The following is a 25,244-nucleotide window of genomic DNA, read 5'->3' as shown; positions in this document are numbered from 1 at the left end:
TAAGATGCTTAAAGTAACAAGGGTTGTTATGAAAAACATGATAGTCGTGCTCTTCTTACTATTTGGTACGGTAAGTTTTGCTAAGCAGAATTGGCAAGTTTTGCCTGATAGGATAAACAAAAGTGAAAAAGATACTCGAGGGTATCAGGCGATAAAACTTTCTAATAATATGATTGTATTGCTAATATCTGATCCGAAGGCCAGTAAATCATTAGCTGCGGTTACCTTACTAGTTGGCACAATGGAAAGTCCTGATCAACAACTTGGTTTGGCACATTACCTTGAACACATGGTATTGATGGGCTCTAAACGCTATCCTGAGTCAGGTGAAATATCAGAATTTTTGCAAAAACATGGTGGCAATCATAATGCTAGTACGGCTTCTAATCTTACTGCTTACTATTTAGAATTTGAAAATGGTGCTTTAAAAGCAGCCACAGATCACTTGGCAAGTGCATTAGCCGAGCCATTACTTGATCCTAAAAATGCCGATCGAGAACGTAATGCAGTCAATGCAGAATTAACAATGGCACGTGCTCGCGCTGAAATGCGATTATGGCAAGTGCGTTCTGAAACACTTAATCCGGCTCATCCTAATTCACGTTTTTCTGGTGGAAATTTAGCAACCTTAAGCGATAAGCCTGGTAGCCATTTACAGACTGAGCTCAAGAATTTTTATTATCGCTATTACTCAGCTAATTTAATGAAAGGTATTTTGTATGGCAATGACTCATTGAGTCAATTAGCCAAAATCGCAGCTGAAACTTTTGGTCGTATTCCAAATCGAAAGGCTATTGTTCCTGAAATAACGGTACCCGATATAACCGATAAAGAAAAAGGAATAATAATTCATTATGTGCCAGCACAACCTAAAAAAGTTCTGCAACTTGAATTTAGTATTGCAAATAATTTAACAGAATTTCGCAGTAAGTCAGATGAATATATTGGCTATTTGATAGGACATCGAAGTCAAAATACCCTTGCTGATTGGTTACTAAAGAATGGGATTGCTGAAGAGATTAATGTTGACGTTGTACCAGATGTTGATCGTAATAATGGCATTTTTTCAATAAACGTTTTATTAACGGATAAGGGATTGGGAAATAGAGATAAGATTATTGCGGCAATATTTTCCTATATTGATTTATTAAAAGAACAAGGTATTAAGAGTGGTTATTTTAACGAGATCGCTAATGTTCTGAAGCTTTCATTTCAACATAATTCTATTGTTCGTGATATGAATTATATTCAGCAACTATCTAATCAAATGTTGAATATCCCAATTGCACATGTGCTTGATGCTAATTACATTGCTGATCGCTTTGATCCAAAAACAATAAGCAGCCGTTTAGCAGAATTAACTCCCTATAATGCCAGAATTTGGTTTATCACACCGAATGAACCACATAATAAAGAAGCCTATGTTCTCAATGCTCCTTATCAAGTTGATAAAATTAACAGCCAACAATATCAACGATGGTCTGAATTAAAAAAAGCAATGCATTTTTCGTTACCTGAATTGAACCCTTATATTGCTGATGATTTTTCTTTAATTAAAAGTTCTCGTCATTATCAGCATCCATAATTGGTATATGAGCAAGGAAATGTGCGGGTAGTCTATATGCCAAGTCAATATTTTGCTGATGAACCTAAAGGTGGGATTGCGATAGATTTACGTAATGAGCAGAGCAGTAAAACGGCAAAAGCTCAAGTTAGTGCAGCGTTATTAGAATACCTGGCCTCTTTAAAATTGTCTCAATTAAGTTACCAAGCTTCCGTCGCCGGAATGGAACTGGTGGTATCTTCAAATTTAGGCCTGCAATTGAAAACCAGTGGTTATACTCAACATCTAGCGGAATTGACGACAAAAATGGTTAAGGAATTTCTTACCTTCACAATTTCTGCTGACGAAGTTACACAAGCAAAATCATGGTATAGGGAACAGCTTGAAGTTAGCAATAATCTTAAAGCTTTTGAGTTGGCAATGCAGCCGAAACAACGTTTAGAAAAAGTACCTTATTTTGAGCAAGAACAGCGCTTGAAGGCCCTGGAAACGATCACAGCAAATGACATCCTAAACTACCGTCAAGAGACTATTAACAATGCTGCTTTACAAGCGATTGTATTCGGCAATCTAACACAAAAGCAAGGCATTGATATTATTAAGTCTATTGCCCATTTATTGAATAATAAAGGCAAGAATTGGTGGAGAGGGGATATTATTGTTGTTGATAAACAGCATAAAGTAAATTTCCAACATCAGGCAAATAGTACAGATAATGCGTTAGCAGAAATATTTATTCCGACAGGATATGATCGTTATAGTGGATTTGTCTTATCAAATATTTTGCCCAATATTTTACATCCTTGGTTTTTTGAGCAACTTAGGACACAAGAACAATTAGGCTATGCTGTTTTTGCCTTTACTACTAGCCTTGGTGAGCAATGGGGATTAGGTTTTTTATTGCAAAGTAATAATAAAACCCCTGCGTATTTGAATACACGCTATCAAAACTTTTATCAATTAGCCTTTAAAAAATTAAATGCAATGCCAAAAAAAGAATTTGAGCAATACAAAAAGGCACTATTGACGGAAATGGAACAGCCTCCGAAAACTTTTTATGAGGAGATAGATCGTTTTTTACCAGATTTTGCGAGGAATAACTTTGCTTTTGATAGCAGAAAAAAATTAATCAAAGTATTGAAAACGGTTACACAGCAAGATCTATTAACTTTTTATAACAATGCCGTTTTGCAACAAACAGGTTTAGCTTTTGTTTCACAAATTATTGCAAAAGAGGTTAATAAAGAAGGCTATGCTCAATTGAAAGATTGGATAACTTATCCGACTGCATCTGAATTACAAAAGATTTTGCCAATTGAGGTAGATGCTCTCAGTGAGTAATCGGCGAATACAGGCTTATCAACTGGATCCTTATTGTTTGCCTCTCTATGGCCAGCGATTGATAGAAGCTTCAGCAGGAACAGGAAAAACCTATACGATAGCTTTAATCTATTTGCGATTGTTATTAGGTGTTGGGCAAAAAAATGCATTTTCTCGCCCATTAAGTGTTGAAGAGATTTTAGTCGTCACTTTTACTGAAGCGGCAACCGATGAGCTACGATCACGTATTCGCCACAATATTCATCAAATGAGAATGGCCTGTATTAGAGATGGTATTGGTTTTGATGAAAATTCAATATTCCGAATCTTACTATCTTCTATTGCAGATAAAGAGGTGGCTGCTCAATGGTTACTTGCTGCTGAACGTCAAATGGATGAAGCGGCAATTTATACTATCCATGGATTCTGTCAACGCATGTTGGTGCATAATGCTTTTGAGTCAGGTATGCTATTTGAGCAATCAATAATAAAAGATGAACATACCATACAAAAACAGGCTTGTGCTGATTTTTGGCGCTGCAGCTGCTATCCACTTAATTATTCTATATCAAAAGTTATTGTTGATGAATGGAGTGACCCAGAGGCACTTTTAGCCGAAATAAAACCTTATTTACAAGGCGATATTCCGAATCTTGTTAACCAATCGATTGAAGCTCAATCAATAAAACAGCGTCATCAGACCCTAATTGACAGGATAAAAAAAGTAAAAGCGTTGTGGATTTTAAATTCAGCAAGTTTCATTGATTTAATTACTAATTCCGCTATTAATAAACGTAGTTATAGTCGCCGTAATTTACCGGGTTGGATAGCCGCGGTCACTGGTTGGGCTCAATCAGCAACAGTCGATTATAAAACCCCTAAAGAACTAGCTCGTTTTTGCCAATCTGAACTGATAGATAAAACACAGACAGGTCAAGTACCTGAACATGAGGTTTTTCGTGCTATTGATAATTTGATGCAACAATCACTTACATTACGCGATATCATTATTTCAAAAGCGATTATTGACGTTCGTCAAACAATTGTTAAAGAGAAAAGACGACGTGGAGAGATTGGATTTGATGATTTATTAAGTCATTTAGATCAGGCACTACATGCAGAAGGTGGTGAGCGATTATCTAACACGATCCGTACTCGTTACCCGGTTGTTATGGTTGATGAGTTTCAAGATACTGATCCGCAACAATATCGCATTTTTCAACGTATTTATCAGGGGCATAATCATTGTGGTTTGTTATTTATTGGAGATCCTAAACAAGCTATTTATGCTTTCCGTGGGGCGGATATTTTTACTTATCTTAAAGCTAAAGATCAGATTGAATCACAATATACTCTTGATACTAATTGGCGCTCTTCACCAAGTATGGTAGCAGCTATTAATCAATTATTCAGTCGGGCAACAAAACCGTTTTTATTTGAGCAAATACCTTTTAACACAGTTGATTCAGCCTCTTCAAATCAGCATTTAGCCTTTATTCATAAAACAGCAAAATTATCAGCTTTAAATTTTTGTTATTTAGATAAAGAAGCGGTTTCAACCTTGGACTATCAACAAACGATGGCCTATCAGTGTGCTAGTCAGATTTGTGATTGGCTTAAAGGGGGTGAGAATGGAACAACCTGGCTGTATCGAAATGATGTAAAACAGCCGGTAACAGCTGCGGATATTATGGTGTTAGTCAGAAGTCGTCGCGAAGCAGTAATGATACGAGAAGCATTAAGTAAATTTAATATTTCGTCAGTTTTTCTTTCTAATCAAGAAAGCGTTTTTGCTACTGATGAAGCGCGCGATCTATTATGGTTATTACAAGCCGTGCTCTCACCTGAAAAGGAGCGTACGCTGCGTTGTGCATTAGCTACTCGTTTAGTTGGACTAAGTGCGCAAGATATTGAGCAATTAAATCAAGATGAAAATCAGTGGGAGATACGGGTTGAAGAGTTTGCCAATTATTTATTGATTTGGCAGCGACATGGTATTTTGCCTGCATTACGAGCTATTATGGTTAACCATCGGATTGCTGAAAACCTACTGATGGATAATATAGATGGTGAAAGGCGCTTGATGGATGTGATGCATCTGAGTGAATTGTTGCAAGAAGCTGAATTACAGCTTGAAAGTGAGCATGCTCTAGTTCGCTGGTTAGCTCAGCAGATCGATCACCCCGATCCGTTAGTAGAAAATCAGCAAATACGTCTAGAGAGTGATAGTCACTTGGTGAGTATTAGTACGATCCATAAATCTAAAGGTTTAGAATTCCCGATTGTTTGGTTACCTTTTGCCTGTCAATTCTCGCAGCAAAAATTGGCAACGTTCCATGATCGTGATAATTTTCAAACTTGTCTTGATCTGGCCCAACAAGAAGAGAGCATCAGGCTGGCTAATGAAGAGCGTTTAGCCGAAGATCTGCGGCTGTTATATGTTGCACTAACGCGCTCAAAATATCATTGTAGTGTTGGTATTGCACCTTTAATAAAAGGTCGTCCTAGTGGGGAAAGTGGTAATACGGATTTGCATCAAAGCGCATTAGGTTATTTATTGCAAAATGGACAGCCAGAAAATGCGACTTTATTGCGTGATGCTCTAGGTGCATTAGCGAGTGAAAATATTAGCATCACACCTGTTAGTGATATTAACTTATCGCCTTGGTACCCGAAAGAAAATACACCCGTGAAGTTATTGGCTCGAAATTTTACAGGACAGATCCAAAATACCTGGCGGGTTACGAGTTATTCAGGATTAACCTCTCATGATATGTATTCTGATAAATTTACTGCTAGTGATATAAGTATTGAGATTGCTATACAAGATTTGGCACCTAAAATGGACGTTGATGCACAAGGTGACAGCTCATTGGTTCAAGGTGAAATAGCAGAGTGGAGTGTTCATACCTTTCCTAAGGGGGCCACAGCAGGAACTTTTTTGCATTCCCTGTTGGAATTACTGCCATTTAATCAACATCCACAAGAGTCTTGGTTAGCTGAAAAATTAGAGCAAGCCGGTTTTTCCGCTGATTGGGCAACGGTGCTTAAAATGTGGCTAATAAATATTTTTGACACCCCTTTACTTAGTGATAGCCTCAGCTTGTCAACGATCACGCCAGAGAATCAATTAAATGAAATGCAATTTCATTTACCGATAGAAAAATTGTTATTGCCATCTGCATTAGATAGGCTAACTCATCAATATGATGTTTTATCTCAACGTTGTCCACCGCTTAGTTTTGAGCCAGTAACGGGCGTTTTAAAAGGTTATATTGATTTAGTTTTTTGCTGGCAAGACAAATTTTATCTGCTTGATTATAAATCAAATTGGTTAGGGGAAAATGGTTTGGCATATAGCCAGGAGGCCATACAAAATGCCATGATTGATCATAGATATGATTTACAGTATCAGCTTTATACATTAGCTATGCATCGTTATTTACGGAATCGTTTACCTAATTATGATTATCAAAAACATTTTGGTGGGGTTATCTACCTTTTTTTGCGTGGATTTGATGCGAAAAACCCTGGTTATGGTATTTATCACACTATTCCTCCTTATGCGTTTATTAATAGCCTGGATGAGTTATTTAATGCAACTAATCGAGGTGAGCAATGATGATAACTTTACTAAAGCGAGCTGCTGAGCTTAATTTGTTTAGTTGTTTAGACATACAACTTGCTATTCGGTTAGCTGATGATGAAACCCCATTATTGTTATTAATATTTGCAATATTAAGTGCTGAAACTCGAGCAGGTCATGTTTGTTTATTTATTGATAAGCTCGAACCCGCTTATTTATTTGAAGGTAGACAGACGGAAATGGCTTTTATGCTCTGGGAAATGGCAGGAGCACCTGATAGTAACAGGATTTATTCTGAGCTTAAACAATGTAATGCAGTTTGTGAGGCACCGCAATCAGCAGCAAAACCATTAGTATTATCAGATAACAAACTTTATTTTCAGCGGATGTGGGCTGATGAAGGACTAGTGGCTGATTTTTTTTCTCGCCATTTGTTAGAAACCGTTGATGAACAGCGATTAGCGACTATTTTAACTGGTTTTTTTGCGTCCTCGAAAACTCAAGATTGGCAAAAAATAGCTGTTGCTGTTGCAGTAACCAGTCGGATCGCAGTTATTTCTGGTGGGCCGGGTACAGGAAAAACCACGACAGTGGCACGGTTATTAGCTACTTTAGTCCAATTAAATGATGAAAAGTTAATCATTCAGCTAGCGGCGCCGACAGGAAAAGCGGCTGCTCGATTAACGGAATCATTAAATAATGCATTATTAAAACTGAATTTATCTGCTGATGAGTATGCGGTTATGCCAGAACAAGCGCAGACTGTGCATCGATTATTAGGCGCTCAGCCCAATAGCCAATTATTACGTTATCACAAAGACAATCCACTTTTGCTAGACGTTTTAATTATTGATGAGGCATCGATGGTTGATCTGCCTATGATGGCTAGATTAATTGAAGCTCTACCAGATCATGCCCGTGTCATTTTGCTAGGTGATAAAGATCAATTAGCTTCTGTTGAAGCTGGCGCTGTCCTAGGCGATCTTTGTCGTTTTTCAGAATCGGGATACAGTCGTGAAAGAGCGGCACAACTGACTAAAATCACAGCTTGTAATTTATCTGATTTTATATCGAATGATGGGCCAGAGGTTAAAGATAGGATTTGTTTATTACAAAAAAGTTATCGTTTTGATGCGCAATCAGGAATTGGTCGACTAGCTACTACAATTAACAAAGGTAATATTAAACAGGTTGAGCAACTATTAGCGCAGCAAAATGCGGATATTGCTTTTCATTCAATTACTTCGTCTGAGAAATATGGCAAATTACTTTTTGATGCGGCTGAATGTTACCGTTGCTATCTGGATATGATAAAAACGGGTCGAGATCCCGAAGAAATCCTGACTACTTTTAATCGTTATCGTTTATTAGCTGCTTTGAGGGAAGGACCATACGGGGTTACAGGGTTAAATGATAAATTAGAACAGCTTTTACATCGTCAAGGAAGTATTCGACGGCCTACCTATAGCTGGAATAAAAATTATGAAGGTCGCCCAATAATGATCACCAAAAATGATCGTCCTCTTGGCTTATTTAATGGTGATATTGGTGTTATGTTACGGGATGGTCAACAAGATTTAAAAGCCTATTTTCAGTTGCCTAATGGGGTGATAAAAAAAATACAACCCAGTCGTTTACCTCAGCATGAAACTGCGTTTGTTATGACAGTACATAAATCTCAAGGATCAGAATTTGAACATGCCGCATTAGTTTTACCGCCAATTTTTACTCCTATTATTAGTAAAGAGCTTATTTATACTGCAATTACCAGAGCAAAAATTCAGTTGACGATTTATGCTGAGCGTCATGTTTTTGCTAAAGCGTTAATGACCTCAACGGAACGGCATAGTGGTTTGACTGAGCGCTTACTTTAATGAAAGTAGAACCCATTTTATTCGTTATTTTGTTTGATATTATTAATAGCGATAAAAGTAAAAAATAATAAATATTTAATTGTAGCGAACGGCTTTGTTGAATAAATCAGAATTAGCCGCCAGGATGGCTCCCTCTGCTACAGCTGTTATCCGATCCTGACGCTGTGTGGCATACCCAACAACGTCATACGGTTCAGCGCTTTGACCATCGCCATTGCTTCACCTACCTGAGCCTCATAGTCACGCAGCCTCAGATGGCCACCCAGCAAAGTTTTTATGCGGAACATCGCTGTTTCTGCCACTGAACGCCGGTGATAACCCACTTTCTTTTTCCACATATCATTACTCCTGCTCAGACGCTGATTCGCCACCGCATGGTTACGTTCATGGTACTTGTCCGGCCAGTATTTCGCTCCGCTTCGCGGCGGGATAAGGGGCCTGATTTTCTTTCTTAGCAACGCATCGTGGCAGTAACAGGCGTCATAAGCACCGTCTGCTGACACTTCCCTGATTTTCCGGTGGGTTTGGTTAATCAGGCCCGGCAGTGCCTGCGCATCTGTCGTTCCGCTGAGCGATAAGTCGGCACAGATAATCTCATGAGTCACACTGTCTGCTGCCAGATGAAGCTTGCGCCACACTCTTCGTCTGTCAGCCCCATGCTGCCTGACTTTCCATTCACCTTCGCCAAAGACCTTCAGACCGGTACTGTCGATGACCAGATGCGAGATTTCACCACGCGTTGGCGTTTTTATGCTGATGTTGACGCTCTTTGCTCGTCTGCTGACCAGCGAGTAGTCCGGACAGCACAGCGGCAAAGACATGAGTTTAAAAATCGAATCAACGAAGCCCTGTAATGCCCGGAGCGACAGGTTAAACACACGCTTCATCATCAGGACAGTGGTAACAGCCATATCGCTGTAGTAAAGCGGCCGGCCACGACCTTCAGGCGAAGAACTGTCAGTCCATCCAGCGATGGCCGACTCATCAAGCCAGACCGTCAGGGAACCGCGTTGTCTGAGTGCCTTGTTGTACGCGGGCCAGTTGGTAATTTTAAACTTTTGCTTTGCCATGGGGACCTGATGTTGAAACGAATTTAGCGATCAGCTCCGCCAATCACCTAAAAGTTCGATTTATTCAACAAAGCCGTAGCGAACTGAATTGAAGTATTGCGATATATAACTGTAGTTTTTGCTTTAATTAATTAGTAACTTATTGCTATCAATTATTTTAATTCTGCTATTGATTGTTTTTTAGAAGTATAAATGATTGATATTTGAGATGCTGCAAAATATCTTTGCGAGTTATTCTTATCCAATGGGAGGATACAAATAAAATGTTAAATTCAACATCTCAGATTGGGAATTATTCATCTCAAATAGTTAATCAACAGGTTGCTTCTGCGCAAATGGATACGACTACGAATACAGAGAATAAACTTAGCTCTCAATTAAAAACAGTATGAAATTCTAGTATCGATCTACTTGCGGTAAAAGAAAAGGAAAATGATTTATTTGAGGTAATTAAAAGTAATGAATATCTTCTAACTATTGCCAATACATCTCAATCTACTGAGCAAGCTGATAGGTTTTATCGAGCTGGATTAACTGTCGGCTAATTCTGATTTATTCAACAAAGCCGGTTTCGATGCCATTATTAATCTTGCCGGTGAACCTATTGCAAATCAACCATGGACTAAGGAACAAAAAATAATTCTGTGTGAAAGCCGCTGGAAAATGACAGAACGCTTAAGCCAACTGATCAACGACAGTAAAAAACCACCAAAAACGTTTATTTCTGGTTCATCAGTTAGCTATTATGGTGATCAGGGACAAAGCGTTGTCATTGAATCCGATATGCCACATGCCGAATTCACTCACCAACTATGCCAAAAATGGGAATCATTGGCATTAGAAGCAGAAAGTGATAAAATACGCGTTTGTTTGCTACGAACCGGAGTGGTACTGGCGAAAGAAGGCGGTGTACTGAAGAAATTGTTACCGATATTGAAAGCCGGATTAGGCGGGCCAATCGGCAAAGGCAAACAATATATTCCCTGGATCCATATTGATGACGTTGTCAATGCGATTAATTACCTGCTTGAGTCACCTTCATTATCTGGTGCGTTTAATATTACTTCACCCTACCCGGTGCATAATGATCAGTTCAGTGCAATACTGGCCGAAGTACTTAATCGTCCGGCAGTGATTAGAACGCCAGAATTTATTATTAAATCGATTATGGGCGAATCTGCAGCGTTAATGTTAGGTGGGCAACAAGCGATTCCAAAGCGTCTTGAAGTGAAGAAGCTGTATTTAAATTTCACTATATTGAATTAAAAGAAGCACTCGAGTCATTACTGTTAACTACGTCGCAAGAGACCATTACTTAATACCTTGCCAACGAGTAAATAAGGTTTGTGGTAAGGTGATACCATATTGATCTAATATTCGATTGACAGTTTGATCGACAATGTCCTGTACGGTTTCTGGCTGATGATAAAAGGCCGGCATCGGTGGAAAAATTATCGCGCCAATCTCTATGACATTCATCATTAATCTCAAATGACCTAGGTGCAAAGGTGTTTCCCTGACACCCAAGATTAATTTACGCTTCTCTTTTAAAACCACATCAGCCGCCCGCGTAATTAATGTATCGTTATAACTGTTGGCAATACCAGATAACGTTTTTATTGAACACGGCATAATAATCATACCGGAGGTAATAAATGAACCAGAAGAAATCGCCGCAGCAATGTCTCTATCTTCATAGACAACATCAGCCATTGCTAGAACATCGCGTAGGCGATAAGAGGTCTCTAGCGCTATAGTCTGCTTAGCTGCTGCACTGACAATTAAATGTGTTTCAACCTCAGCAACAGAACGTAAAACTTCAAGTAAACGAATACCGTAAATTGCACCACTAGCGCCTGTCAATCCGATAATTATTCTCTGCATCATTTTTGCTCAATAACAACGATAAAATAGATTTCAGTATTGTCAGCTTAACGATATCCGTTAAAATCTAACTTAATTCAAACCATAACAACAAGTTAGCCTTCGTTGTAAATTTCCAAATTTTCAATCTCATTATGTTCTTTTAACTGATCGTCCTTACGCAGATTTTCCAGTAATCCAAGTAAGCTTGATCAATATCCTTGGTAACATAAACCCCATTAAAAACCGAACACTCGAAAGTGGTGATATCGGGATTTTCCTCTCTCATTGCGGCAATCAGATCAGTAAGATCCTGAAAAATTAAATCATCAGCACCAATAAGTTGACGAATTTCATCCACTTCACGCCCATGGGCAATCAATTCATTAGCGGACGGCATATCAATACCATAAACATTCGGAAAACGAACTTCTGGTGATGCCGAAGCAAAATAGACCTTTTTGGCCCCAGCTTCGCGTGATAATTCAACAATTTGTTCAGAGGTTGTTCCGCGCACAATAGAGTCATCGACTAATAAAACATTTTTACCACGGAATTCGGCTCGATTGACATTCAGTTTACGACGAACCGACTTGCGTCTCTCCTGCTGTCCTGGCATGATAAAAGTTCGTCCCACATAACGATTTTTAACAAAACCTTGTCGATAGGGTTTACCCAAAATATAAGCTATTTCCAGTGCGCTATCACAAGATGTTTCAGGGATCGGGATCACAACATCAATCTCTAAATCCTGCCATTGACGGGCAATTTTGGCACCCAATTTTTGCCCCATCCGCAAACGAGCTGTATTAACCGATATTTTATCGATAAAAGAATCTGGTCTGGCTAAATATACAAACTCAAACAGACAAGGGGTTAATTGTGAATTTTCTGCACATTGCCAGCTGTAAAGTTCTCCCTGTTCAGTGATATAAATCGCTTCACCAGGCGCGACATCACGCAAGAACTCAAAACCAAGGGTATCTAAAGCGACAAAGCGACACTTTCCGAAGCAACCATGTACTCATTTTGACCGTCTTACAATGTGCGCTTACCCAGCACCAGAGGGCGGATACCAAATGGGTCACGAAACGCCACTAAACCATGGCCAATAATCATTGCAACACAAGCATAAGCGCCACGAACTTTGTTATGCATCGCAGCAATAGCGGTAAAAATATTTTCTGCAGTCAGCGGAAAATGATCAAATTGATCCAATTCATGGGCAAGCACATTGAGCAATATTTCTGAATCTGAAGAAGTATTTACATGACGACGGGCCGTTTCAAATAACGTTTTTCTTAATTCATGTGCATTGGTCAAATTACCATTATGTGTCAATGTAATACCAAAAGGAGAATTAACATAAAAAGGTTGCGCTTCGGAAGCGCTGGAGCTACCCGCGGTTGGGTAACGCACATGGCCAATTCCCATTTTACCCCGCAAACGCAGCATATAGCGGGCAGCAAATACATCTTTTACTAAGCCATTCGATTTACGTAGGCGAAATTGTTTATTTTCATCAATTGTTGCAATACCTGCAGCATCTTGCCCACGATGTTGAAGCACTGTTAGCGCATCATAAATTGATTGGTTAACTGGTGTAAAACCAGCAATACCGCACATCTACTTTTCCTCATCAACCAAACAGAGTGATATTTTCAGGTAAAAAACTTGACGCATTTTTTAAATAATCAAAAAACCATTTAATAATATGACTAAATTGGGGTATCAATTCAGAACGTTGCCAATCTTCACTTTTTGGTAAGGGCGTAAAAGTATCCAGGAAAAACAGGATTGCCGACACAATTAATATACCGCGTAATACACCAAAACAGACGCCTAACACGCGATCAGTACCTGATAATCCTGTTCGCTCAACTAACGAGCTAATCACATAATTGACTACCGCACCCACAATTAAAGTGGCGATAAATAAAATTGCAATCGCAATACCATTTCTAATCAGCGTGTCATCGCAGCGGGTGAGATAAGTCGCCAGATAAGGATAAAATTGGCTGGCAACAAAAAAAGCACAACCCCAAGTAATAAGTGACAAAGCTTCTCGTACAAAACCACGAATTAAACTAACCAAGGCCGAAAAGCAAATAATGGCACTAATAGCGTAATCAATCCAAACCATAATTTTAATCCAAAAAATTAAACATTTCAGCATGATCGAACGCATTCTAGCAGAAAAAGACAACGTTTGCGTTAGATATTTTGCTGAAAAGTAGCAATAAATTGCTGCGCAAAGATAAATCATGATTGCCGCAGGAATAATTAATATAACTGTTTAGTATCAATATGTTTTATCTATTAGTACATACCCATTTTACGGTTTATAACCGCGTATTTGCCCCTGTAAGCCGGTTAAATCTTTCAATTCCGACAAACTGGATTGCAATTTATCTCTCGAAGCATTTGGGCCAACAAAAATTCGAGTTAATTGACCATGAATTGGTAATGATGGCACGGTATAAACCTGGTAGCCAGATAAACGTAATTTGGCAATAATTTCTTCCACTTTTGCTGCATTTTTCAGTACTGCCAACTGAATAACATAAGCCTGCGCCTGCGGTGCTTGAGTTTTCTCATTTGACTTAGTTATATGTTCTGGCACTAGCGCTGGTTTTTCAACTTTGACAGCTGGTTTAGACTTTGCTTGTTGCTGAGCGGACAGACTATCTGCTGATTTGGCCTTCGAATCAGAAGTGGCCTCAGAAATCATGGCTTCTGCAGCGCTCGCTGAAGAGGTCGCTAGTGGTTTCGGATTAATCGGCGCAATAGGTTCAATTTCATATTCATCGCTGGCTTTAGGCACCAAAGGGATCGCTGCAAATTCAGTCTCATTATATTTCTTATTACCATCCAATAATATGGGTAATACAATAACACCAACTGCAACAATAACAATCGTTCCCACCAAACGGTTTTGAAACTTACTGGCCACTTCAACTTTCCTCTTTTGTCTGCAGTTCCATAACCTCTGCAACAGTATGAAATGAGCCGCAAACCAACACAATGTCCTGTTTGTCAGCCTCGGCCATAGCCTGCAACCAGGCATCTTTGACCGTCGCAAATTGATATGGCGATTCAACATACTGCGCTAATTGCGCTGCATCGGCACCGCGTATCCCACTTAATGAAGCGAGATACCATTTATCAACCTGCGCAGCCAAATAAGATAAAGTACTTTTTATATCTTTATCGGCTAACATCGCTACAACGGCATGAACTTTAGTATTTTTCTGCCTGGGTAAGCGAGCTAGTCTATCGGCTAAATAAGCTGCCGCATGGGGATTGTGCGCAACATCTAAAATTACACAAGGTTGCTCGCAGATAATTTGAAAACGTCCTGGTAATTTCGCCTTAATCAATCCCTGCTGAATAGTAGACAATGATATCGCCTGCCCAATGGCATCACACTGTTTGATTAAACAATCAATAATTGCCAATGCGGTTGCAGCATTGGCCAGTGGGACATTTGGCACAGGTAACTGTTTAAAATCGTGATCATGGGATCGCCAATGCCAATGATCATTTTGTAGCTCAAATTGCCAATCTACTCCACAACGAAATAACTTTGCCCCTAAGGTTTGAGCCACTTGATTAATCGACTGCGGCATATCCGGTTCACCCACAACCGCATAGTGCCCTGAGCGAAAAATACCGGCTTTTTCGTAGCCAATCTGTTCACGATCACCACCAAGCCAGTCAATGTGATCCAATGCAATGCTAGTGATGGCAGCAATATCCGCATCGACGATATTGGTTGCATCTAACCGTCCACCCAAACCAACTTCTAAAATAACCACATCAAGTTTAGCTTGTTTAAATAACTGTAAAGCAGCTAAGGTGCCATATTCAAAATAGGTCAGCGTTGTTGTGCCGCGTTTCGATTCAATATCGGCAAAAACCCGACAAAATTCAGCTTCAGCTAACATTTTACCCTGGATCCTAACGCGCTCAGTATAATCTAACAGGTGAGGAGAACTATAAACGCCGACTTTTAATCCTGCTTCGATTAAAATAGATTCCAATGTATGGCAAGTCGTTCCTTTACCATTAGTGCCAGCAACAGTAACGACTTTCGGGGCGGGATATAAAAGATCCAGCTGTCGAGCGACGACACCAACCCGCTCAAGCCCCATATCGATAATTTTGCTATGCTGCTGGGTTAAATAAGTTAACCAGGTATCTAAAGAAGAGGTTACCTCTGGTATCATTAAGGGTTCAGATATCTTCTCATTTTTGATCTGATTTGTTGTCAATTTCGGGTTTCTCACGATAGGGTGGCTCCAGATCATCGTCAACTAAGGTAATAACATCAATTTGACTTGCATCTTGAACGGTTTGATGAGTGAGCATCGCCAGTATTTCGGCTAATTTGTCCCTCATTTCAGGCCGTCTGACAATCATATCAATCGCACCTTTTTCAATCAGAAATTCACTGCGCTGAAAACCTGGTGGTAATTTTTCACGAACCGTTTGCTCAATAACCCGAGTACCAGCAAAGCCGATTAACGCTTTAGGTTCGGCAACATTAATATCGCCTAACATGGCTAAACTTGCTGATACACCGCCCATAGTTGGATCGGTAAGTACTGAGATATAGGGAAGCCCTCGTTCCTGCATCTTCGTCAGTACCGCACTGGTCTTTGCCATTTGCATCAAGGACATTAATGCTTCTTGCATGCGAGCACCGCCACTGGCAGAAAAACAAACTAACGGACAATTATCTTCCAGTGCTTGCTCTACCGCACGCACAAAACGTGCACCAACAACTGAAGCCATTGAGCCGCCCATAAAAGCAAATTCAAAAGCGGCTACAATGACCGGCATACCTTTAAGCGAGCCTTTCATCACGATTAAAGCATCTTTTTCATGTGTCGCTTTTTGTGCTGCTGATATGCGATCTTTATATTTTTTGGAATCACGAAATTTTAAAATATCTTTCGGCTCTAATTCACTACCTAATTCAGCCATGGTTCCTTCATCAAGAAAAGAGGCCAGACGTTGACGGGCCGAAATACGCATATGATGATCACATTTTGGACATACGGCTAAATTACTTTCTAATTCAGCGCGATAGAGTATTTGCCCGCAGCTATCACATTTTGTCCAAACCCCTTCAGGGATACTCGCTTTACGGGTCTGGCTAATATTGCTTTTATTAAGAATCTTTTCAATCCAGCTCATTAATAGACCTTTCTGTCTGAAATTACATTATCAGTCTCATTATTATGTTAATCATTAAACCACAATGACAAAGCATAGTGGATAAAAAACTGATCAAACCTGCTAATGACTATCTATTTTTTGGTTTAACAACCTGTTTTTCTTTTATTGATGATCGACGATAACGCCAAATCTCAATAATACCCGGCAGAATAGAAATTAAAATAATTGCCACAATTAATAATTTTAAATTCTGCTGAACAATTGGCAAATCACCAAAAAAGTAACCCGCGTAAGTAAATAATAGAACCCATATTAAAGCCACGGCCACATTATAAAAAGCAAAATGCCGATATGACATTTTTCCCATCCCTGCGACAAATGGAGCAAACGTTCTAATAATAGGTATAAATCTAGCTAAAATAATCGCTTTACCACCATGTTTTTCATAAAATTGGTGTGTTTTTTCCAAATAAACCCGTCGAAAAATTTTTGAATTAGGATTGCTAAATAGACGCTCGCCGAATAAACGACCAATAGTATAATTAACCGCATCACCAATAATTGCTGCAATAATTATTAATACTACCATTAAATGAACATTAAGATCATTGCTCTCCAGTGCCGTTAATGCCCCAGCAACAAATAATAGGGAGTCACCCGGTAAAAAAGGCGTAACAATTAATCCAGTTTCACAAAATACTATCAAAAATAGAATGGCATATAGCCAAATACCATATTCAGCAACCAGCTCAGCTAAATGAAGATCGATGTGTATAATAAAATCAATAATAAAAGTAATAAATTCCATAAAAAATCCAACAGTTGACAGCTTCAGCGCTGTGTAATTAAACGCAAAATTAAATTCATTATTCTGGTAAAAAAAGCGGTCCTACGATCGTTGTAGGTAATTTATATTTTGCCGGATAATCGACAGCAACTAAATAGAGCCCCTCTGCTTTTGCAGTCGCCGCCGCTTTTGTTCTATCTTTCAATGCTAAAAGCTCTGCTACCCAACTAATATCCTGATCACCACACCCTACTGCCAGCAAACTACCAACAATATTGCGTACCATATGATGAACAAAGGCATTAGCTTTAATATCAACCACAATATAGTCACCATCACGGTTGACATGAACATGCTTTATATTACGCCAAGGTGATTTAGATTGACACTGAATAGCCCTAAATGAAGTAAAATCCTGCTCCCCAACCAATGCCTGAGCGGCAAGATGCATTTTTTCCGCATCTAAGGGGGCATGGTAATGCGTTACGCCTGCGGCTAATATCGCAGGTCTAAGTCGATGATTGAAAATAATATAACGATATCGACGCGCGGTGGCAGAAAAACGAGCATGAAAATCTGGCTCAACAATTTTGCACCACTGTACTGCAATGTCGGATGGTAAGTAACTATTAACCCCCATCGTCCAGGCAGAATCTTTACGTATGACAGATGTTTCAAAATGGATAACCTGACCAGTCGCATGCACACCTGCATCAGTGCGCCCGGCGCAATAAACATGGATAGATTCATTGGCAACTTTTGTTAGCGCGAACTCCAAACAATCTTGAATACTTTTTACCTGTTGTTGACGCTGCCAGCCATAATAATGGCTACCATCATACTCAATGCCTAACGCAAATTTAGCCATCGACAAAGGTGGTTGCTTCTCCAACATTAATAATATTGCTCCTGCACTAATCGTTCCGCAGTTTCTATTAACATTCGAGCACCACCAAATCCGGTATTATCGGCAACCGACCAAAACTGTAATATCTCAGGTGCACCATAATCATTACGCATACAACCAATACTTAATCGATCACTACCTGAAGCATCGGTTACTTGAGTTGGAAAATCATCTTCGCAAACTAGCTCAATATCATCAAATTGAGCAATTTCTTGCCAGGCTTCTTGTACAGTCATTGGACGTAATGTTTCCACATGAACCACTTGTGCATTGCCATAAAAAACCGGTGCTTGTAAGCAACTGACAATAATAGATAACCCATCATTTTGTAAAATTTTACGCACTTGATCAACTAAACTGCGATCCTGTGGTGCAGAGCCTTCATCATCACTTAATAATGGTAATAGATTAAATGCTAGCTGCTTAATAAAACGTTCATTATCAACGGGTAAACCGTTTAATAATCTGGCACTTTGACCCGCCAATTCATCCACTGCACTTTTGCCATGCACCTAAACTGAAAACAGATTGGTTAAAATTAAACGATGAATGCCGGCAACATTAATTAGCGGTTTAACGGCGACTAACAATTGACTGACATAGCTATCAGCAACCGCAATAATATTACGGTTACGATAATTAGCCAAGAGATGAGGATTAACACTCGGTACCACTAATGGAATATCTGGCTCCAGCGCAAATAAACCACTACTATCAATGACAATACAACCATCTTGCGCTGCTTGCTCTGCATAACTAGCGGACGCTTCCTTACCAGCAACAAAAAAAGCTAATTGCACCTGTGTCCAGTCAAATAATTGAGCATCAATAACCGTATATTGCTTGCCATTAAAACGAATGCTTTCTCCCGCACTATTTTCACTGGCCAATAGAAATAACTCACCAACAGGAAACTGACGTTCTTGTAATAAAATCAATACGGCTTCTCCGACCGCACCAGTAGCACCTAATAGTGCAATATTCCAACCTTCTGTCATGTTGGTTTTCTCCAATTTCCTTAGCATGCTTAATCAAATTAATTTGGTATTGAAGCCTATCATTTTTAGTGCATTCGCGGCATCGACATCATTACAACTCACTCTAAGAGATGACCATTCACGGCGTTCTGGATAATATTTACGCAGATGATCAAACTGACCAGCAAGATGGGCAATTTTTCTTAATGGCGCATCATCACGACGGACATCATAAACTAAATGCACTAAACGTTTTAAACTTGCCTGCGTTAATTCACCGCTAAAAGTAATTTCATTAAACTCTGCACTAGGTAATAAATCAGCTAGTTTAATTTGCTGTTCTTGGCCTAAAAACTGGCTAAATGCGGTAAAAATCTGGCTGGTACCGCGTGCTTTACCTTCCAGAGAATAGCCAGCAATATGTGGCGTGCCAATTCTAGCTTTAGCTAACAAAGGTAGGGAAATAGAGGGTTCATGTTGCCAAACATCTAATATAACGTCGATTTTCTTACCATTTTCTAAGGCTGTTAACAATGCCTGATTATCAACAACTGATCCGCGGCTAGTATTTAGTAAAATACGTCCTGCCGGCATAGCTGCAAGCAACTCTTCATTTAATAAATGATAAGATGAATAACGGCCAGATTTATTTAACGGGGTATGAAAAGTTAAAATATCCGCCTGACTAACTAATTTTTCCAGTGGCCAAAATTGCTCAATATTATCGGCAGCATCTGCACGAGGTGGATCACAAAGTAACGTATTCACTCCCCAAGCCTTTAAACGCGCATTAAGACGGCTGCCAACATTACCAACCCCAACAATACCGACAGTTTTTTCTCGTAAATCAAAGCAATCACGTTCAGCCAGTACCAATAAAGCGGAAAAAACATACTCCACCACCGCTGTCGCATTACAACCCGGAGCGGCAGAAAAAACGATGCCCGCTTGCGCTAACCATTGCCTATCAACATGATCAAATCCGGCCGTTGCAGTACCAACAAATTTTACCTTACTCTCTTTAAGTAATGCTTCATTGACTTGAGTAACAGAACGCACCATTAAAGCATCCGCTGTTGCTAGCTCTGACGATGAGATTGAACGCCCAGAAACTGCCTTAACTTCACCCATTGTTTGAAACAATTGTGTTGCGTAAGGCATATTTTCATCAACCAATATTTTCACTTATTTAATGCCCAATTATATTTATCAAAATTAACCCATCGTTTTTTACTATTCGATAAGGTAACAAGGTGCTATTTTGCCATGCTAATGAAATAAATCCTAACAACCAGATTGGTATTGTAATCGGTACCCTCTTATCCTTAATTGGGCTTATCTGGCTGATCAGTCAAGGTGATCCAATGATATTTTTTATGCAGGGAATAAATAGCGGGCAATTACTCATGTTTATCGCCGCTCTCTCTTATTCTCTATATGGTGTATTAACCAAGCATTGGGCAATCCCATTACCCAATTGGCAATCACTTTATATCCAAATTAGCTTTGCGGTGATCCTACTATTGCCTAATTTTTTACTGGCTAAAACAGTAGAAATTACCGCAGCAAATATTAATTTGATCTTGTTTGCCGGCATTGCCGCCTCGCTGCTTGCACCTTACTTATGGATCCAGGGTGTATTTCGACTTGGTGCTAATACAACTTCAATATTTATGAATCTGGCACCGGTATTTACTGCCATTATCGCTGTCCTATTTTTAAATGAAAAAATGCACAGCTACCATTTAATTGGTGGTGGTGTAGTGCTACTCGGTGTTATTTTGGCGCAGCAATTACGTACGCCACTGACACAGCTTTTTAACCATCTCCGTTGTAACACTAATAAAAAATAACAATAACGTATTAAATCAATTAATTATATCAAAAACAATAAAAAACCTACTGATAGATTATCAGTAGGTTGTTGTTTTTCTTGTTAAAGTAATTATGAATGGTATTTACTCATTACCAACGACGCATTAGTTCCACCAAAACCAAAGCTGTTTGACATTACAGTATTTAATTTCTTATCAGTGGGTTGCGTAATAATATTCATTGCTTGCGCTTTTTCATCCAAATTATCAATATTGATGCTTGGAGCAATAAATCCATGCTCTAACATTAGCAAACTATAAATAGCTTCATGTACCCCAGCGGCGCCCAGAGAATGGCCAGTCATTGCTTTAGTCGCTGAAACCGCTGGCGTATTAGTACCAAACACTTCAGTAATTGCTTCTAGCTCTTTTGTATCGCCAACTGGCGTTGAAGTTCCATGAGTATTGATATAATCAACCTGTTCGACATCTGCCAATGCCATTTTCATACACCGTACCGCACCCTCACCTGACGGAGCAACCATATCATAACCGTCTGAAGTCGCTCCATAACCAACAATTTCAGCGTAAATATGTGCGCCACGTGCCAAAGCATGCTCTAACTCTTCCACCACAACGATACCGCCACCACCAGCGATCACAAAACCATCCCGATCCTGATCATAGGTACGAGAAGCTTTTTCTGGGGTTGCATTATATTTGGTAGATAATGCTCCCATTGCATCAAATTCACAGGTTAATTCCCAGCTTAGTTCTTCACCTCCACCAGCAAAAACAACATCCTGTTTACCTAATTGGATCAATTCAACTGCATGGCCAATACAGTGGGCTGAGGTTGAGCAAGCGGAGCTAATAGAATAATTAACGCCCTTAATTTTAAACGGTGTGGCTAAACAAGCTGAAACACCAGAAGCCATTGCTTTGGTCACCATATAGGGACCAACACCACGTAATCCTTTGGCACGCATACCATCAGAACCAGCCACTTGATTACGGGGTGAACCGCCACCAGAACCAGCAACTAAACCGGTACGAATATTTGAGATCTGCTCTTCTGTCAGTTTAGCGTCCTGAATTGCCTCTTCCATCGCCAAGTAGGCATAAATAGAGCAATCACTCATAAAACGAAGAATTTTTCGGTCAATCTTTTGTTTAATATCATCTTCCGTCAGCTGAATATTACCCCAGACATGGCTGCGTAAACCCATTTCTTTAAATTCTTCTGAAAACCTGATGCCAGAACAACCCGCTTTCAGGGAAGCCAGTACCTCTTGCTGGTTGTTACCTATGCTGGAGACAATGCCCAGACCAGTGATGACTGCACGCTTCATTGCTTATATTACCTCATAGTCGAAATTTATTTACTGGGAGCTTAGCCTGTTACTTTAGCTTACACTTGTAAGCTAAACAAGTCCGATCAGGTAAAATTTTGTAGAAAATATTATCTTGGCTAACTTTTATATTTTGCGATAGCTAGCGCACTCAGGTTAAATTCGTTAAAATTGGCTGATTATTTAAAATATTGTAGATAATTTTGTGAATACAAATGAGATCAGCCAAGCTAAATTAAGCTGGAACGAGCAAGATATCCCTATCTCTGGACACTTTGGTGATGTCTATTATTCTAATCAAAATGGTTTAGAAGAGTCGCGTTATGTGTTCTTAGCCGGTAATCAGTTACCGAATCGCTTTTTTTCTCACTCAGCAAGGCTTTGTTGAATAAATCAGAATTAGCCGACAGGATGGCCACTCTGCTACAGCTGTTATCCGATCCTGACGCTGTGTGGCATACCCAACAACGTCATACGGTTCAGCGCTTTGACCATCGCCATTGCTTCACCTACCTGAGCCTCATAGTCACGCAGCCTCAGATGGCCACCCAGCAAAGTTTTTATGCGGAACATCGCTGTTTCTGCCACTGAACGCCGGTGATAACCCACTTTCTTTTTCCACATATCATTACTCCTGCTCAGACGCTGATTCGCCACCGCATGGTTACGTTCATGGTACTTGTCCGGCCAGTATTTCGCTCCGCTTCGCGGCGGGATAAGGGGCCTGATTTTCTTTCTTAGCAACGCATCGTGGCAGTAACAGGCGTCATAAGCACCGTCTGCTGACACTTCCGTGATTTTCCGGTGGGTTTGGTTAATCAGGCCCGGCAGTGACTGCGCATCTGTCGTTCCGCTGAGCGATAAGTCGGCACAGATAATCTCATGAGTCACACTGTCTGCTGCCAGATGAAGCTTGCGCCACACTCTTCGTCTGTCAGCCCCATGCTGCCTGACTTTCCATTCACCTTCGCCAAAGACCTTCAGACCGGTACTGTCGATGACCAGATGCGAGATTTCACCACGCGTTGGCGTTTTTATGCTGATGTTGACGCTCTTTGCTCGTCTGCTGACCAGCGAGTAGTCCGGACAGCACAGCGGCAAAGACATGAGTTTAAAAATCGAATCAACGAAGCCCTGTAATGCCCGGAGCGACAGGTTAAACACACGCTTCATCATCAGGACAGTGGTAACAGCCATATCGCTGTAGTAAAGCGGACGGCCACGACCTTCAGGCGAAGAACTGTCAGTCCATTCAGCGATGGCCGACTCATCAAGCCAGACCGTCAGGGAACCGCGTTGTCTGAGTGCCTTGTTGTACGCGGGCCAGTTGGTAATTTTAAACTTTTGCTTTGCCATGGGGACCTGATGTTGAAACGAATTTAGAGATCAGCTCCGCCAATCACCTAAAAGTTCGATTTATTCAACAAAGCCACTCAGCAAAACAATATGTTATTGCAGAGACTGGTTTTGGTACTGGGCTAAACTTTATGGCAGTCTGTCAGTTATTTATTCAGTTTCGCCAACAAGCGCCTAACAACCAGTTACAACTTTTATACTATATCAGTTTTGAAAAATATACTTTGTCCATTACTAATTTGCTAAGAGTTCATCAATGTTGGCCTGAACTCGCCACTTTTTCTAAACAAATTTGTCGACAATGGCCTCATTCGTTATCAGGTTGTCATAGAATAGTTATGGAAAATGGGGCAATCATTCTAGATCTCTGGTTTGGCGATATAAATATACAATTACCTCAATTAAAATCTAATTTTTTCAATAAAATAGATAGTTGGTTTTTAGACGGTTTTGCTCCAGCTAAAAACCCTCAAATGTGGAGTGAACAACTGTTAACTACAATGGCAAATTGGGGACGTGATGGTTGTACTTTTGCTACCTTTACTTCTGCCGGTATCGTTCGCCGTGGATTGGAAAAAGCCGGTTTTCAAGTAAAAAAATCAAGGGTTATGGCCGTAAACGTGAAATGCTAACCGGTCAATTACTAGCAAATCAGCAATCTAATCCACAACCCTGGTTCTCTCGACAAGCCGCATCAAAAACCGAGGATATTGCCATTATTGGCGGTGTTATTGCCAGTATGATGACTGCTCTTGCTTTATTACGTAGAGGCAGTCAGGTAACTTTATATTGCCAAGATCCCAGTGTGGCACAAAATGCTTCCGGCAATCGTCAAGGCGCACTGTATCCATGATTAACTGGTCACCACGATGGTTTAGAACGCTTTTTTATTACCGCCTTTACTTTTGCTAAACGCTATTACACCCAACTTCAACAGTTAGGCATCACATTTGCTCACGATTTGAACGGTTTAGTACAGTTAGCTTATGACGTAAAAAGCCGACAAAAAATCGAACAAATATTAACAAAAAATTGGCCAGCTGATTTTGCACACCATGAAACTCGACAAACATTACAAATCATTTGTGGTGTTGATGTTAACCATGATGGCATCTACTATCCAGCTGCTGGCTGGTTATGTCCAGCTGAGCTGACATCCAATAGTTGGCAATATGGGCAACAACAAGGTTTAATAAGTCATTTTAATCATCGTCTTATTCAGCTTGAAAATAGTGCCGCTGGCTGGACGTTGCTATTTAAACAAGGAGATATGCAACGACAAATAACCCATAAAACCGTCATTATCGCTAATGGTCATCAACTGCCTTTATTTTCTCAAACGGAAAAATTACCCGTTAGTGCTGTTCGCTGGCAAGTGAGCCATATTCCGACCACACCGATACTCAACCAACTGCAAACAACACTCTGTTATGCCGGATATATAACACCCACTCATCATCAATATCATTGCTTAGGCGCTAGCTATAAACGTCATCAACTCACGCTAAAATATTCCAAATTGGAGCAACAAGAAAACCATGCTCGCTTATTAACCTGTTTGCCTGATGTTGAATGGAAAAAATAAATTGA

Annotated in this window: 15 protein-coding genes and 6 pseudogenes; 8 read left to right on the top strand and 13 right to left on the bottom strand. The window is 39.9% G+C overall.

Annotated elements, in window-relative coordinates; translation table 11 throughout:
- Positions 1–4: 4 nt before the first annotated feature.
- The 3 genes and pseudogenes from ptrA (at position 5) to recD (ending at position 8,344) form a co-directional block, all read left to right on the top strand.
- Positions 5–2,905: pseudogene (ptrA, locus tag E3U36_RS08400) on the top strand (pitrilysin).
- On the top strand, positions 2,889–6,506 hold the full coding sequence (recB, locus tag E3U36_RS08395; protein ID WP_180816226.1) for an exodeoxyribonuclease V subunit beta: 3,618 nt from the start codon (positions 2,889–2,891) through the stop codon (positions 6,504–6,506). The pseudogene ptrA and the gene recB overlap by 17 nt, the downstream one beginning before the upstream one ends.
- Positions 6,506–8,344 carry an exodeoxyribonuclease V subunit alpha gene (gene recD, locus E3U36_RS08390; protein ID WP_180816225.1) on the top strand — a complete coding sequence of 613 codons (1,839 nt, stop codon included), beginning with the start codon at positions 6,506–6,508 and terminating at the stop codon, positions 8,342–8,344. The genes recB and recD overlap by 1 nt, the downstream gene beginning before the upstream one ends.
- A 146-nt stretch (positions 8,345–8,490) precedes the next feature.
- Here the strand turns inward: recD and E3U36_RS08385 are convergent, their stop codons facing one another.
- On the bottom strand, positions 8,491–9,414 hold the full coding sequence (locus E3U36_RS08385; protein WP_180816040.1) for an IS5 family transposase: 924 nt from the start codon (positions 9,412–9,414) through the stop codon (positions 8,491–8,493).
- A gap of 558 nt (positions 9,415–9,972) precedes the next feature.
- Here E3U36_RS08385 and E3U36_RS08380 point away from each other — a divergent pair.
- A pseudogene (locus E3U36_RS08380) lies at positions 9,973–10,733 on the top strand (TIGR01777 family oxidoreductase); the annotation flags it as partial.
- Here the strand turns inward: E3U36_RS08380 and E3U36_RS08375 are convergent.
- The 10 genes and pseudogenes from E3U36_RS08375 to pdxB all read right to left on the bottom strand — a co-directional run bounded on the left by E3U36_RS08375 (position 10,726) and on the right by pdxB (position 20,317).
- Positions 10,726–11,298 carry a UbiX family flavin prenyltransferase gene (locus E3U36_RS08375; protein ID WP_180816224.1) on the bottom strand — a complete coding sequence of 191 codons (573 nt, stop codon included), beginning with the start codon at positions 11,296–11,298 and terminating at the stop codon, positions 10,726–10,728. The pseudogene E3U36_RS08380 and the gene E3U36_RS08375 sit on opposite strands and share 8 nt — an antisense overlap.
- A gap of 95 nt (positions 11,299–11,393) precedes the next feature.
- Positions 11,394–12,903: pseudogene (gene purF, locus E3U36_RS08370) on the bottom strand (amidophosphoribosyltransferase).
- Between the two features lie 13 nt (positions 12,904–12,916).
- A complete protein-coding gene (gene cvpA / locus E3U36_RS08365; protein WP_180817594.1) occupies positions 12,917–13,420 on the bottom strand; it encodes a colicin V production protein in 504 nt (167 codons plus the stop codon).
- Between the two features lie 192 nt (positions 13,421–13,612).
- Positions 13,613–14,230: a cell division protein DedD gene (dedD, locus tag E3U36_RS08360; protein WP_180816223.1), complete on the bottom strand. Its 618-nt coding sequence runs from the start codon at positions 14,228–14,230 to the stop codon at positions 13,613–13,615.
- Position 14,231: 1 nt separating this feature from the next.
- Positions 14,232–15,521: a bifunctional tetrahydrofolate synthase/dihydrofolate synthase gene (folC, locus tag E3U36_RS08355; protein ID WP_439647293.1), complete on the bottom strand. Its 1,290-nt coding sequence runs from the start codon at positions 15,519–15,521 to the stop codon at positions 14,232–14,234.
- Positions 15,522–15,525: 4 nt separating this feature from the next.
- Positions 15,526–16,479 carry an acetyl-CoA carboxylase, carboxyltransferase subunit beta gene (accD, locus tag E3U36_RS08350; RefSeq protein ID WP_180816221.1) on the bottom strand — a complete coding sequence of 318 codons (954 nt, stop codon included), beginning with the start codon at positions 16,477–16,479 and terminating at the stop codon, positions 15,526–15,528.
- 109 nt (positions 16,480–16,588) lie between these two features.
- Positions 16,589–17,269: a DedA family protein gene (locus E3U36_RS08345; RefSeq protein ID WP_180816220.1), complete on the bottom strand. Its 681-nt coding sequence runs from the start codon at positions 17,267–17,269 to the stop codon at positions 16,589–16,591.
- A 58-nt stretch (positions 17,270–17,327) separates the two neighbouring features.
- A complete protein-coding gene (truA, locus tag E3U36_RS08340; RefSeq protein WP_238337555.1) occupies positions 17,328–18,116 on the bottom strand; it encodes a tRNA pseudouridine(38-40) synthase TruA in 789 nt (262 codons plus the stop codon).
- A 26-nt stretch (positions 18,117–18,142) separates the two neighbouring features.
- Positions 18,143–19,153, bottom strand: a pseudogene (locus E3U36_RS08335) (aspartate-semialdehyde dehydrogenase).
- Between the two features lie 33 nt (positions 19,154–19,186).
- Positions 19,187–20,317, bottom strand: coding sequence for a 4-phosphoerythronate dehydrogenase PdxB (pdxB, locus tag E3U36_RS08330; RefSeq protein ID WP_180816218.1), 1,131 nt, complete (start codon positions 20,315–20,317; stop codon positions 19,187–19,189).
- 110 nt (positions 20,318–20,427) lie between these two features.
- On the opposite strand from pdxB, the pseudogene E3U36_RS08325 reads away from it, so the two are divergent.
- Positions 20,428–20,985 (top strand): annotated as a pseudogene (locus E3U36_RS08325) (DMT family transporter); the annotation flags it as partial.
- A 92-nt stretch (positions 20,986–21,077) separates the two neighbouring features.
- Here E3U36_RS08325 and fabB read toward each other — a convergent pair.
- A complete protein-coding gene (gene fabB, locus E3U36_RS08320; protein ID WP_180816217.1) occupies positions 21,078–22,298 on the bottom strand; it encodes a beta-ketoacyl-ACP synthase I in 1,221 nt (406 codons plus the stop codon).
- Positions 22,299–22,503: 205 nt separating this feature from the next.
- Between fabB and E3U36_RS08315 the strand changes: the two genes are divergently transcribed.
- On the top strand, positions 22,504–22,686 hold the full coding sequence (locus E3U36_RS08315) for a hypothetical protein (protein ID WP_180816216.1): 183 nt from the start codon (positions 22,504–22,506) through the stop codon (positions 22,684–22,686).
- 44 nt (positions 22,687–22,730) lie between these two features.
- On the opposite strand, the gene E3U36_RS08310 is transcribed toward E3U36_RS08315, so the two are convergent.
- Positions 22,731–23,654 (bottom strand): IS5 family transposase, encoded by a 924-nt coding sequence (locus E3U36_RS08310; RefSeq protein WP_180816215.1) that lies wholly within the window; start codon positions 23,652–23,654, stop codon positions 22,731–22,733.
- Between E3U36_RS08310 and mnmC2 the strand changes: the two genes are divergently transcribed.
- Together mnmC2 and mnmC1 are read left to right on the top strand one after the other, a co-directional pair.
- Positions 23,648–24,286 carry a tRNA (5-methylaminomethyl-2-thiouridine)(34)-methyltransferase MnmC2 gene (gene mnmC2 / locus E3U36_RS08305; RefSeq protein WP_180816214.1) on the top strand — a complete coding sequence of 213 codons (639 nt, stop codon included), beginning with the start codon at positions 23,648–23,650 and terminating at the stop codon, positions 24,284–24,286. The genes E3U36_RS08310 and mnmC2 overlap by 7 nt on opposite strands.
- Positions 24,280–25,239: pseudogene (gene mnmC1 / locus E3U36_RS12725) on the top strand (FAD-dependent 5-carboxymethylaminomethyl-2-thiouridine(34) oxidoreductase MnmC1). The gene mnmC2 and the pseudogene mnmC1 overlap by 7 nt, the downstream one beginning before the upstream one ends.
- The last annotated feature ends 5 nt before the right edge of the window (positions 25,240–25,244 follow it).

Origin of the sequence: Arsenophonus endosymbiont of Aphis craccivora (genome assembly GCF_013460135.1) — a bacterium.
In the GTDB taxonomy this organism is placed as follows: domain Bacteria; phylum Pseudomonadota; class Gammaproteobacteria; order Enterobacterales; family Enterobacteriaceae; genus Arsenophonus; species Arsenophonus nilaparvatae.
The sequence above is the reverse complement of the archived record's forward strand: the minus strand, read 5'-3'. Positions and strand labels throughout refer to the sequence as shown.